We start from the raw sequence: 12,236 nt of genomic DNA on the forward strand, positions 1-12,236 counted from the left end.
TACGGACACGTCATGCCATCAATTAAAGAGATCCTGAATACTATGGAATACGGCCCCGCACCGGAAAGCACGAAAGAAGCGCAAGCGTGGCTGGAACAGCACGGCCGCGCCTTCGGCCTGTTCATCGACAACCAGTGGAGCGAGCCGGGCGAGTTGTTCGCCTCGACCAATCCAGCCGATGCGGCCAAGCTGGCCGACCTGACGCAAGCCACCGGCAGCGACGTCGATCGCGCCGTGGCCGCCGCGCGCGCCGCGCAGCCGGGCTGGCAGGCACTGGGCGGCCATGGCCGCGCCAAGGTCATGTACTCGTTGGCCCGCCTGATGCAGAAGCACGCGCGCCTGTTCGCCGTGCTGGAAACGCTGGACAACGGCAAGACCATCCGCGAAACCCGCGACGTCGACCTGCCGCTGGTGGCGCGCCACTTCTACTACCACGCCGGTTGGGCGCAACTGCAAGCCGAAGAATTCGCGGACTACCGCGCCGTCGGCGTGGTTGGCCAGATCGTGCCTTGGAATTTTCCGCTGCTGATGCTGTCGTGGAAAATCGCACCGGCCATGGCCGCTGGTAACACCATCGTCTTCAAGCCGGCCGAGTTCACGTCGCTGACCGCGATGCTGTTCGCCGAGATCTGCGTGCAGGCCGGCGTGCCTGCCGGCGTGGTCAACATCGTCACCGGCGACGGCCGCGTGGGCGAAGCCATCGTCAACCATCCTGGCATCGACAAGCTGGCCTTCACTGGCTCGACCGAAGTAGGCCGCCTGATCCGCATCGCCACCGCCGGCAGCGGCAAGAAGCTGTCGCTGGAACTGGGCGGCAAGTCGCCGTTCATCGTGTTCGACGATGCCGACCTGGATGCCGCCGTTGAAGGCCTGGTCGATTCGATCTGGTTCAATCAGGGACAGGTATGCTGCGCGGGTTCGCGCCTGCTGGTGCAGGAATCGGTGCAGGAAAAATTCCTGGCCAAGCTGCGCGCCCGCATGGACAAGCTGACCCTCGGCTCGCCGCTGGACAAGTCGATGGACATCGGCGCCCTGGTCGATCCGGTACAGCAGCAGCGCATCGCCGGCCTGGTGGAATCGGCCCGCGCCGAAGGTTGCGAGGTTTATCAACCCAAGTGCGAAATCCCGGCCAACGGCTCGTGGTTCCCGCCGACGCTGATCACCGGCGCATCGACTTCCGCCGCCGTGGCGCAGGCAGAAATCTTCGGCCCGGTGCTGGTGGCGATGAGCTTCCGCACTCCGCCGGAAGCCGTGCAACTGGCGAACAACACCGTCTATGGCCTGGCCGCCTGCGTCTGGACCGAGAACATCTCGCTGGCGCTCGATGTCGCGCCGCAGATCAAGGCCGGCGTGGTGTGGATTAACACCGCCAACCAGTTCGACGCCGCTTGCGGCTTCGGTGGCTACCGTGAATCCGGCTTCGGCCGTGAAGGCGGCCGCGAAGGCATGTACGAATACCTGACCGCCAAATCGGAAGATGCGCGTCCAGCGACGCCAGTGGTGGAAGGCAAGGCCAAAGCCAAGGCGGCCGCACCGGCGGCAGGTGGCGCGTTCGCCATCGACCGCACCGCCAAGCTGTACATCGGCGGCAAGCAGGCCCGCCCTGACGGCGCCTACAGCCGCGCGATCCACGGTGCGGACGGCGCCTTCATCGGCGAAGTCGGCGAAGGCAATCGCAAGGACATCCGCAACGCGGTGGAAGCGGCGCACAAGGCCGGCGGCTGGGCGAAAGCCACGTCGCACAACCGCGCACAGGTGCTGTACTACATCGCTGAAAACCTGGCCGCGCGCGGCGAGGAATTCGCTGCCCGCATTGCCGCGATGACCGGTTCCAAGAACGCGGAAAAAGAAGTGCAGGCTTCGATCGAACGCCTGTTCTATTACGCCGCGTGGGCCGACAAGTACGACGGCCTGGCGCACCAGCCGCCGATGCACGGCATCACCGTGGCGCTGAACGAGCCGGTCGGCGTGATCGGCATCGTCTGCCCGAACGAGTCGCCGCTGCTGGGCTTCATCTCGCTGGTGGCGCCGGCTATCGCGCTGGGCAACCGCGTGGTGGTGGTGCCGTCGGAAGCGCACCCGCTGTCGGCCACCGATCTGTATCAGGTGTTCGATACGTCGGACCTGCCGGACGGCGTGGTCAACATTGTCACCGGTTCGGCCGACGAATTGGCGCGCACGCTGGCGACCCACTCGGACATCGACGCGGTATGGCGTCATGACGGTTCGGCTGATGGTTGTGCGGAAGTGGAGCGCCTGTCGGCTGCTTCGCTCAAGCGCACCTGGGTCGGCGGCGCGAAAGGGCGTGACTGGTACAGCACCGCTCAAAGTGGTGGCCGCGCGGTATTGGCGCACGCCTCGCAGGTCAAGAACGTCTGGATTCCATACGGCGTCTAAATAAACATCCGGTACTACGGGCGGGTCTGCGGACCCGCCCTTGTACTTTCAACACCCAATAATTCAAAGCGGAGAATTCCATGTTCTTACCTCAAGAGATCATTCGCAAGAAGCGCGACGGCGGCGCACTGACCGCTGAAGAGATCCAGTTCTTCGTCGGCGGCATCACCTCGAACCGCGTCACCGAAAGCCAGATCGCCGCGCTGGCGATGGCGGTCTACTTCAACGACATGAACATGGACGAACGCGTCGCCTTCACGCTGGCGATGCGCGATTCCGGCGAGGTGCTGGACTGGCGCTCGCTGGACCTGCCAGGCCCGGTGGTCGACAAGCACTCGACCGGCGGCGTCGGCGACGTGGTCTCGCTGCTGCTCGGCCCCATGGTCGCGGCCTGCGGCGGCTTCGTGCCGATGATCTCCGGCCGTGGCCTGGGCCACACCGGCGGCACGCTGGACAAGTTCGATTCCATCCCCGGCTACAGCACCGTGCCGACCAATGAGCTGTTCCGCAAAGTGGTCAAGGAAGTCGGCGTCGCCATCATCGGCCAGACCGCATCGCTGGCGCCTTCGGACAAGATCTTCTACGGCGTGCGCGACGTGACCGCCACCGTGGAATCGGTCGCCATGATCACCGGCTCCATCCTGTCGAAGAAGCTGTCGGCAGGCCTGGATGCGCTGGTGATGGACGTTAAAGTGGGCAGCGGCGCCTTCATGCCGACCTACGACAAATCGGTTGAACTGGCGGACAGCATCGTCAAGGTTGGCAACGGCGCCGGCATGATGACGTCGGCCATCCTGACCGACATGAACGAATCGCTGGCGCCATACGCCGGCAACGCGCTGGAAGTACGCGGCGCGATGGACTACCTGAGCGGCAAATCGCGTCCGGCGCGCCTGCACGAAGTGACGATGGCGCTGTGCGCCGAGATGCTGGTGCTGGGCAAGCTGGCCGCCACCGAAGAGGAAGCGCGCGCCAAGCTGCAGGCGTCGCTGGACAGCGGCGAAGCCGCCGAGCGCTTCTCGCGCATGGTGGTGGCGTTGGGCGGTCCGGCCGACCTGATGGACAATCCGGACAAGTACCTGGAGCGTTCGCCTATCATCGTGCCGGCGCCTGCGCTGGTTTCCGGCTACGCCTCGGCCGCCAACTGCCGCGACATCGGCCTGGCCGTGGTGAGTCTGGGCGGCGGTCGCCGCCGCGCTGCCGATCCGATCGACTTCGCTGTTGGCTTGACCGACCTGGTTGGCCTGGGCGACAAGATCGAAGCCGGCCAGCCGCTGGCGATGGTGCACGCGCGCACGCAGGAAGCCGCCGAGCAGGCGATCCGCGAAATCCAGGCGGCCTACCAGGTCGCCGGCACTGCGCCGACCGCGAACCCTGTCATCTATCGCACGATCCGTCCATAAGGGAGCCGCACATGAACAAACAAGAACTGATCGTCGAAGCCGCGGCCGCGCGCCTGAAGGCTTACACGCCGTACTCCAACTTCAAGGTCGGCGCGGCGCTGCTGACCAACGACGGCAAGGTTTTCCACGGCTGTAACGTGGAAAACGCGTCCTACGGCTTGTGCAACTGCGCCGAGCGCACCGCCTTCTTCAGCGCTTTCGCGCAGGGCTACCAGCCGGGCGATTTCTCGCAGTTGGTCGTCATCGGCGAGACCGACGGGCCTATCGCACCGTGCGGCGCTTGCCGCCAGGTGATCCTGGAGTTGGGCGGCAATGAACTGCCGGTGCTGCTGACCAACCTCAAAGGCGACATCTACGAAACCACGGCAGCCGAGCAACTGCCGAACGCCTTCGGTGGCGCTGACCTGAAGAAGTAAAACTTGGCCTTCAAGAAGACAATCGATGTGCAGGCAGCCGTCGCGATCGCGGCGGCGGAGGCTATTGCCGCCAAAACCCAGGGCACCTTTGGCGTGGGCGGCCTGATGCTCGACCAGCACGGCAACGTGCTGCAGTCGCTGCATAACAACGTCATCAAGCAGGGGCTGATCTTCGACCCGACCGCGCACGGCGAGCGCCAGTTGATCGACTGGTACTACGCCGAACGCGCCAAGGGCCGCGAGCTGCCGGAGCCGCAGGACATCACCATCGTCACCTCGCTCGATCCCTGCTGCATGTGCAGCGGCGCGATCCTGGCGGGCGGTTTCAACGTGGTGGTGGCCGCGCCGGACAAAAGCGCTGGCGTCAACTACGACGGCGGCGCCACGTTCGGCGCGCTGCCGGAAGCATTGCGGCCGCAAGCCGAAGCGACGTTCAGCTACCCGGCCATCCTCGGCTCCTCGCTGTACACGCGCGCCAGTTCGGGCGCCGCGCCGAAGTCCTTCTTCATCGGTAAAACCATCTCGGAACCGACGCAGGCCTTATGCTCATTGGTGTTCGAGGCCACGGCCGGCGAAGTGACGGAGCTGTTCAACACCGATCTGCCGCAACAACAATTGAAATGCCCGATGACGCTGGCGTCCGACCACGCCATCGTGCGCGCGCTGCGACAGCTGTATCCGGACGCGCTGGCCTACCGCTGCACGCCGCAGCATCCGGACGCCGGCCTGGCGCCGTTTCTGCTGCAGGCGATGGCGCGCGACCGTGAACATGGCGGGGCAGGGGACGCGGTGGCCTTGTTGGATTCGTTCGGCAATCTGCTGCTGTGCATGCCGGGCCGGATGTCGCAGTCGGGCATTCGCAGCGCCTTCATGGAAACCACGCGCGCCTACGCGCAGCTGCGCTACAAGCTGATGGCCGGCGCCACGCCGGCGCAGCAGGACGAAGTGCGCCAGTATCTGGGCCATCCCAAGGACGGTACCTTCGTCTTCGCGCAGGGGCCGGACAGCGGCGCCATCAGCTTCATGAACCTGGGCGCCTACGGCTCGACGATGGAAGGCCCGCTGCCGTTGAAAAATCCGACGCAGTTCCAGTATGTACTACCCGGCATGCCAGAAGCCGAACTGGCAGCGCTGTGCGCCGCCATGCCGCCGCTGTACCGCAACATCATCCGCATCCGGCCCACCCAGGTGGCCGACCAGGACCTGATCGCCGCGCTGGCCTAAGCTTGTCTTGCACGCTTGGCCTGGCACTGAGATAGTGCTAGGCTAAATCCATTCCCATCGGTGGCCGTTGGAGGAACTGGAAATGTCTACGTTGCAAAAAGAACTTCAGGTATTCGCTCAAAACCTCGGCGCATTGCTGGCGGACGAAGGCAAGTATGCCGTTATTTCTGGAGAAACCATACTGGGCACCTATGACAGTTTCGAGGAAGCCATCAAGGCCGGCTACGACAACTTCGGATTGACACCATTTTTGGTGAAGCAAGTTTTACCGGTTGAGGAAGTCGTTTATATCAATCGCGACGTTCTTCCCAAATGCCCAGCCTAAATTTTTCTATCAGCCGTGATGGCCCGATCATTACAGTCATGATCGGTATCAGCGCGTTGTACAAAGATGTGCTTGCTGCGGCAGGGATCCCCGCACCTCCCGCCGCGCGCGGAAAGTTCTTGATTGATACGGGAGCTAGCCGCACATGCATTGATTCGAATTTGGTGGGGCAGCTCGGATTGCCCTCAATAGGATTGATCGATGTTCAAACGCCCTCTACCAAGGGCGTTCCTCACGCCTGCAAACTCTTCGATGCAATGCTCTTCATACCCGGGAAACGATCGGCGGGCTACCGAATTTCAACGCTTGCGTTGATCGAGGTTAGCCTGGCTGGTCAGGGAATTGATGGCCTCATCGGCCGAGACTTGCTGAACCGTTGGACGTGCATCTACAACGGCACTGCGGCCTCGTTCGCATTATGTTATTGATAATGTCACCATGCTATCGCCTTACTGCAAGAGGTGCCGGATCAGATCAACCGCAGGGTTACCGCCTTGAGGGTTGCGGCGGCGCGGGTGCTGCACTGCAGTTTGCGAAACACGTTCTCCACGTGCGTGCGCACCGTGCTCGGGCTGATCGCCAATGAACGTGCCACTTCCTTGTTGGTCAGGCCCAGGCTGATGCCACGGAAAACTTCGGTCTCCCGCTCCGTCAACACGACTTTGTTTTGCGCGCCGTCTGCGGTGGGCGCCTTGCCGCTGCAGATTGCCCGCACGGCGGCGCTGTCGAATCGGCCGGCATCGGCTTCCGTTTCCAACAGCAGGCGTGCCGCATCCGGCGTCATGGCTGCGCGCCAGGGCCGGAGCGATTGCAGTGCGATCCATGCCGACGCTGCGGCCACGATCCGGCCCTCGACCGGAATCGATGCTCCTGTGCAGGCGCGGAAGGCGCCGCTGCCGTCCAACCGTTCGGTAGCATAGGAGCCGGTGTCCGCCGCGCTAGCCAGGGCGCCGATGCGTGTGGTGGCGCGGCTGGTCCAGTAGGGCGCCAACCGCAGTTGTTCGCGTGCGGCCGCGGATAGTCGGCCGGTTATGTTCCATACCGAATTGGGCACCGCCGCGCGGCCGATGCCATGCACCAGCGCGGCCCGGTGGCAGTGCTCCGCCGTCTCCATGCCGAGTCCCATCGCGACCGCGCCGCAGCGCGCCGCTTCCGCCACGCGACGCGAATAGCCGGTCATCCATGGTAGCTTCAGATCAATCACGTCGGCCAGCAGTTCCAGCGATACTGCGCCCTGTCCGGCAAGCGCGCCGAATGACAGCGAGGCCTGCCAGCTCTCGTCATGGTCCAGCACTTCCAGCCATGAAGCCGCATGCCGTAGCGCGATCGCCGCCAGCGGCGCCGGGTAAGCCTTGCCGCTTTTTTGTCCGATGATGTCCAGCATGCGCTCCTCGCCTTGTGCGCGGCGGAGGACCTCGATGTCGCTTGCCAGGGCCACGATGTAGACGCTCTCCGGCACGCTTCGCGGCCATTCGTGATTGGGCCCGGTACCTGCTAGTGTCGTGAAGATCGAGCGCAGCGCCAGCTCGACATCGGCCGGTACGTTGAGCATGCGGGCGATGTCGCCCGACACCTCACAGTGGATCTCCGACAGTTGCCGGAAGGAGCCTTGCAGCTGCCTGCCCATCGCGGCATAAGCCGGGTCGCCGGTTTTCTGCGACATCAACAGCGCGCGGCCGCCGACATCGTCGCCAATCAGCGCGCTGAAATCCGGCGCGTTGGCAGTGCAGCCCGACCAACGCAGCAGCGCGACCTGTTGCACGGCTTCGCCGTCGCGGGCGCCGCAGCCGGAGGCGTGGGCCAGGCGCGCGCCCAGCCACGCGGTGCGCAGCGAATGGTCGGTGGGTTGGCCCATGCTCAGGTCGCCGATATACGCCAGCGCGTGCATGATGTCTGTAACGGAGGCGGGGGTTTCGGGATGCATCGGCCGATTATAGCCATCTTTGCCGCGCGGCCGGCATCGGACATTCGACCGATTACGGGGCGGCGCCGGGCGCGGCATAGTGCGGCTTCCACTTCATTCATCCGAGGATACAACATGAAATTTATCTCAACCCTGATCGTCGTCGCCACGCTGGCCACCTCCGGCGCCAGCTTCGGCGCAGACCGCCAACGGCATCTGCGCGGCGACGTGACCGCGGTCGGCGCCGGCGAGATGACTATCGTCGACCGCAAGGGCGTCACGACCACGGTGCAGTTGTTGGAGAAGGCGCAGGTACTGGACGTGTCGCGCAGCAGCCGGGCGGCGATCCAGGAAAACAGCTTCCTCGGCATTGCTGCCGCCCCGGCCCCGGATGGGAAGATCCGGGCGACGGGTGTGATGATCTTCCCGGAGGCGGCGCGAGGCATGAACGAGGGCCACTACCCTTGGGACAACATCGAACAGGGCACGATGACCAACGCCACCGTCGCCAAAGTGATCAAGAAATCCAGCAGCACCGAGTTGGAAATGCGCTTTGGCGGCAAGTCGCAGCAAGTGTTGCTGGACAAGGCCACGACCTACGGCCAGTTCGTGCCGGGCGAGCGCAAACTGCTGGTGGTCGGTGCCAAGGTCATGGTGATCGGCGCGGAAGGTGCGGACGGAAAGGTCCACGCCAACGCGGTGCTGGTCGGTCGAGACGGTCTCATGCCGCCGCTTTAAACCGCCAGTGGACCGGCCTCGCCGGCGCCAACGACTTCACCGGCGGCTACTGGGAAGACCTGCATGGTTACAACTGGTTTGCAGGTCTTTAGCGTCAAGCCGCGTTGGCGTCGCTCTGCATCATGCCGAAGATGTTGCCGTCGTGGTCTTTGGCGTAGGCTAGCCAGCCGATGCCGGGGACGGCCATCTTCGGCACCACTATCTCCGCCTTCAACGTGCCCACCCGGGACAGCATGCCGTCGAGCTGTTCGACATCGATGGTGCAGACGAAGGCGTTCACGCCCTGCATCGCCTCGGGCGCCGGCCCCCGGCGCGGCAGCAGGCCGCCGTTGATGCCGGGCTTGCTGCTGTCGCCGGTGTCGATCAGCCAGTATTCGCCGCCTTCCCACTTGTGGAAACTCCAGCCGAACAGCTCGCTGTAAAAATCGATCAGCACCTGCGGTTGGCTGGCCTGGATTTCAAAATGTACCGGACGTCCCATGTTGTTCTCCTTAATCCGCCGGATCGTAGGTGCCGATGCTCCAGATGTGGCCCTCTGGGTCGCGGCAGGTGAAGCCGCGTCCGCCGTAGTCCTCGTCCTTGATATCGAGCAGGATCTCGCCGCCGGCCTGCTTGACGTTGTCGTACACCTTGTCGGCGTCGTTGACGACCAGGTAGGAACTCTGCGTGTTGAACTGGCCGATCTCGGCAGGCTGCTTCATCAGGCGGCCGAACTCGGTGTCGAACACCGAACCGAGCATGATCATGCCGTTGCCGAAACTGAGTTGCGCGTGGGCGATGCTGCCGTCGTCGTTCGGCACCACCAGCGTCGCTTCAAAACCGAACGTGGTGCACAGCCAGTCGATGGCGGCCGGCGCGTCGCGGTAGCGCATGCATGGAATGACGCTGCTGCGCGTCTGCTTGGGTATGCTGGACATTGTTTTCTCCCTGTCGTGGTATGGAACAGATTCGATCAATATTTACCCCCATCCGTTCGGCGGGCTGGTGCGGCCGAACGATGCGGGAAAGTATATATTGATAACGATCAGACGGAGATTACATTTGCTGGAATAAATGGGCATTGCCGCGGCTGACTTCCAGCTGTTCGTCGAAGTTGCGGATCTTCACCATCTGCCGTCCGCGCAAGTCGCGCGTGACTTCTTCGATGGCATCGACCCGCACCAAGGTCGAGCGGTGGATGCGCCAGAATTCGTCCGGGTCCAGTTCGTCGGCCAGCTCCTTCAGCGTTTTGCGTATCAACACTTCAGCTTGCGCGGTCTGGACCCGGGTGTACTTTTCGTCGGCGCGGAAGAACAGCACTTCGCGCGTGCTGATCATGCGCAGGTTGTTGCCGACCACCGCCTGGATCCAGCGCAGGTATTCCGGCTTGGCGCTCGGCTTGCTCTGGCTGGACAACAGCTGGCTCAGCTGCCGCTCGATGTTGGACGGCTGCTGGCCGATCAACGATTGCAGGCGCGCGCAAGTGGTCTTCAGGCGTTCGCCGCCGGCCGGCTTCAACAGATAATCCAGCGCACCCTGTTCGAAGGCTTCGATCGCGTATTGATCGTAGGCCGTCACGAACACCAGGTGGCAGCGGTTGAACAGCATGCGCGCCGCCTCGATGCCGGACAGGCCGGGCATGCGGATATCGAGGAACACGATGTCCGGCTGGTACTGGCCGGCCAGCGCCACGGCCTCGATGCCGTTGGCCGCCTCGGCGACGATCTCCAGTCCCGGCCACGCTTCCAGCAGGCGCGCGCGCAGCTGGCGGCGCATCGGTTCCTCGTCGTCGGCGATCAGCGCGGTGGCGCGGCGCTGGCCGCCCTGTGTGACGATATTCATTTCGAACCTCCGGCAAAAATATCCGGTGCATACGGTATGCGGACGCTGGCGCGGGTGCCGCCCGTCAGCGGCGCCTCGATCACCAGCTGCGCGCGGTTGCCGTACAGGATGCGCAGGCGTTCGCGCACATTGGCCAGGCCGATGCCGTCGCCGGCATGGACGTTGAAGCCGATGCCGTCGTCCAGCACGTCCACCTGCAGCATGGCGCCGTCGACGCTGGCGCGGATGTCGATGCGGCCGCCCTCGATCTTCGGCTCCAGGCCGTGCTTGATGGCGTTCTCGATCAGGATCTGCAGCATCATCACGGGGAAGGTGGCGCTCAGCATTTCCGGCTGCACGTCGACCGACACCGCCAGCCGCGCTCCCATGCGGGCCTGCATGATGGCCAGGTAGGCGCGCGACATCTCGATCTGCCGGCCCAGCGTGCCGCTGCCCTTGGCGCGCATCTGCGGCAAGGTGGCGCGCAGGTAGTCGATCAGATTCTGGTGGATGCGCGCGGCCTGCGGCGGATCGGTCTCGATCAGCTGACCGATCAGCGCGAGCGTGTTGAACAGGAAGTGCGGTTCGACCTGCGCCTGCAAGGCCGCCATGCGCGCCTCGATCAGGCGCCGCTCCATGCCTTCCTCGTCGGCGTGGCTGGTGGCGTGGTGCGCCTCCAGCTCGGCCTTGCGCTTGCCGCCGGCCAGCACCTTCAGGCTCAGCGACAGCGCGATGAAGGCGACGGTCTGCTTGGGCAGGCCGAACGGCGTCAGGCCGAACAGCAGCAACAGCAGCCACACCATCATCAGCTTGCGCCATTCCACCTGCGCCAGCCAGTCGAAGAAACGCCACCACATGCTGGTGGCCGTTTCGCCGATCTCGCGGATGATGTCGAGCAGGCTTTTGGCGTTGTCGTAGCCGGCCTTGGCCAGCCCGCGCTTTTTCATTGCTGCTGCTCCTGGCGGCGACGCTGGCGGCGGCCGCCGACCACGCAGGCGCCGACGGCGATCTTCAGCACCAGGAAGAAGGCGAACAGCACCATCGCCAGCGGCAGGATGGTGAGGATGAAGGCCAGTATCAGCGCGGCGCCCAGCAGTGCCGGCGGCGACATGCGCTGCACCAGCCGCACGCCGTAGCGCACGGTCTGGGCGAAGGCGCGGAAGATTTCTTCCATCAGATCCATCACGGCCTGGCTGTTCAATTTACTCATTTGGAACTCCATCAAAATCGTTGCGATGGAATCACTGTAGCAAAGCCCTCAGGCGCGCTGTGGTGGATTCCGATCAACTGCGGTTTGAGCGGGATGGCCGGTTATTCCGGAGGATAAGCGGCGGCCAAATCAGTGCTCCTGCGTAATGACCGTTGCACGATCCCAGTCGCTGCGCAGCAGGCCGTAGATCACGCTGTCGGAGATCTCGCCGCCGACGAACCAGCGCTCGCGCAGCAAGCCTTCGCGCTGGAAGTGCAGGCCTTCCAGGATGCGGCCGGAGGCAATGTTGTCGGGATGGATATCGGCTTCGATGCGGTGCAGCTCCAGCGGGCCGAAGCCATGGGCGATCAACGCGGCCAAGGCTTCCTGCATGTAGCGCTTGCCCCAGTGCGGCTGCGCCAGCATATAGCCCATCTCGCAGCGATGGTTGCGGCGGTCGAAGGCATACAGGGTGACGGTACCGATCAGTTCGCCGTCCGGCAGCAGCATCGCCAGGCGCAGCGCGCTGCCGTCCTGGTAGCCCTTGAGGGTTTGCTCGACGTTGTCGACCGCCTGGGTGGCGTGCAGCCAGGGTCCGCTGCTCCAGTAGCGCAGCGCGACGGGATCGGAGAACAGGCGGAACAGCGCATCGGCATCGCCGTGGTCGACGAAGCGCAGGGTGAGGCGGGCGGTTTGCAGCTGGAAGGGTTCAAAGCTGGGCATGCTGGTTCTTCTGTTGATAGACGGCCTGCCAGCTTAGCGGATTTTATACGCCAGTTGGTGATTTTCATAATACTGACAACAGGAAATAATGATATACTAAAAACAATATCTATTAATC

14 protein-coding genes are annotated in these 12,236 nt (G+C 63.9%); 7 read left to right on the forward strand and 7 right to left on the reverse strand.

What is annotated here, in order from left to right; all coding sequences use genetic code 11:
- Window positions 1-12 precede the first annotated feature (12 nt).
- From AC1RMD_RS12185 to AC1RMD_RS12210, 6 genes are all read left to right on the forward strand, one after another.
- A complete protein-coding gene (locus tag AC1RMD_RS12185) occupies window positions 13-2,397 on the forward strand; it encodes an aldehyde dehydrogenase family protein (RefSeq protein ID WP_492926883.1) in 2,385 nt (794 codons plus the stop codon).
- A gap of 80 nt (window positions 2,398-2,477) precedes the next feature.
- Window positions 2,478-3,800, forward strand: coding sequence for a thymidine phosphorylase (gene deoA / locus AC1RMD_RS12190; protein WP_492926884.1), 1,323 nt, complete (start codon window positions 2,478-2,480; stop codon window positions 3,798-3,800).
- A gap of 11 nt (window positions 3,801-3,811) precedes the next feature.
- Window positions 3,812-4,216 (forward strand): cytidine deaminase, encoded by a 405-nt coding sequence (locus AC1RMD_RS12195; RefSeq protein ID WP_492926885.1) that lies wholly within the window; start codon window positions 3,812-3,814, stop codon window positions 4,214-4,216.
- 3 nt (window positions 4,217-4,219) lie between these two features.
- The gene (locus AC1RMD_RS12200; RefSeq protein ID WP_492926886.1) at window positions 4,220-5,440 is read left to right on the forward strand and encodes a nucleoside deaminase; all 1,221 of its coding nucleotides are present in this window, start codon (window positions 4,220-4,222) and stop codon (window positions 5,438-5,440) included.
- 82 nt (window positions 5,441-5,522) lie between these two features.
- On the forward strand, window positions 5,523-5,765 hold the full coding sequence (locus AC1RMD_RS12205; RefSeq protein WP_492926887.1) for a hypothetical protein: 243 nt from the start codon (window positions 5,523-5,525) through the stop codon (window positions 5,763-5,765).
- Window positions 5,753-6,193, forward strand: a complete 441-nt coding sequence (locus AC1RMD_RS12210) for an aspartyl protease family protein (RefSeq protein ID WP_492926888.1) — start codon at window positions 5,753-5,755, stop codon at window positions 6,191-6,193. Before AC1RMD_RS12205 ends, AC1RMD_RS12210 begins: the two co-directional genes overlap by 13 nt.
- A 41-nt stretch (window positions 6,194-6,234) precedes the next feature.
- Here AC1RMD_RS12210 and AC1RMD_RS12215 read toward each other — a convergent pair whose 3' ends face one another.
- The gene (locus AC1RMD_RS12215; protein ID WP_492926889.1) at window positions 6,235-7,689 is read right to left on the reverse strand and encodes an HD domain-containing phosphohydrolase; all 1,455 of its coding nucleotides are present in this window, start codon (window positions 7,687-7,689) and stop codon (window positions 6,235-6,237) included.
- Window positions 7,690-7,803: 114 nt separating this feature from the next.
- Here AC1RMD_RS12215 and AC1RMD_RS12220 point away from each other — a divergent pair, with 114 nt between their 5' ends.
- Complete coding sequence (locus tag AC1RMD_RS12220; protein ID WP_492926890.1) at window positions 7,804-8,406, forward strand: hypothetical protein; 603 nt, start codon at window positions 7,804-7,806, stop codon at window positions 8,404-8,406.
- 94 nt (window positions 8,407-8,500) lie between these two features.
- Here AC1RMD_RS12220 and AC1RMD_RS12225 read toward each other — a convergent pair whose 3' ends face one another.
- The 6 genes from AC1RMD_RS12225 to AC1RMD_RS12250 form a co-directional block, all read right to left on the reverse strand.
- Window positions 8,501-8,887 (reverse strand): VOC family protein, encoded by a 387-nt coding sequence (locus AC1RMD_RS12225; protein ID WP_492926891.1) that lies wholly within the window; start codon window positions 8,885-8,887, stop codon window positions 8,501-8,503.
- Window positions 8,888-8,897: 10 nt separating this feature from the next.
- Window positions 8,898-9,323, reverse strand: coding sequence for a VOC family protein (locus AC1RMD_RS12230; protein WP_492926892.1), 426 nt, complete (start codon window positions 9,321-9,323; stop codon window positions 8,898-8,900).
- 118 nt (window positions 9,324-9,441) lie between these two features.
- Window positions 9,442-10,227 carry a LytR/AlgR family response regulator transcription factor gene (locus AC1RMD_RS12235; protein WP_492926893.1) on the reverse strand — a complete coding sequence of 262 codons (786 nt, stop codon included), beginning with the start codon at window positions 10,225-10,227 and terminating at the stop codon, window positions 9,442-9,444.
- A complete protein-coding gene (locus AC1RMD_RS12240) occupies window positions 10,224-11,153 on the reverse strand; it encodes a sensor histidine kinase (RefSeq protein WP_492926894.1) in 930 nt (309 codons plus the stop codon). Before AC1RMD_RS12240 ends, AC1RMD_RS12235 begins: the two co-directional genes overlap by 4 nt.
- Window positions 11,150-11,416, reverse strand: a complete 267-nt coding sequence (locus AC1RMD_RS12245; RefSeq protein WP_070267270.1) for a hypothetical protein — start codon at window positions 11,414-11,416, stop codon at window positions 11,150-11,152. Before AC1RMD_RS12245 ends, AC1RMD_RS12240 begins: the two co-directional genes overlap by 4 nt.
- A gap of 129 nt (window positions 11,417-11,545) precedes the next feature.
- On the reverse strand, window positions 11,546-12,118 hold the full coding sequence (locus tag AC1RMD_RS12250; RefSeq protein ID WP_492926895.1) for a GNAT family N-acetyltransferase: 573 nt from the start codon (window positions 12,116-12,118) through the stop codon (window positions 11,546-11,548).
- Window positions 12,119-12,236: the final 118 nt, after the last annotated feature.

It is taken from the genome of Duganella sp. GW822-FHT06D06 (assembly GCF_058799615.1).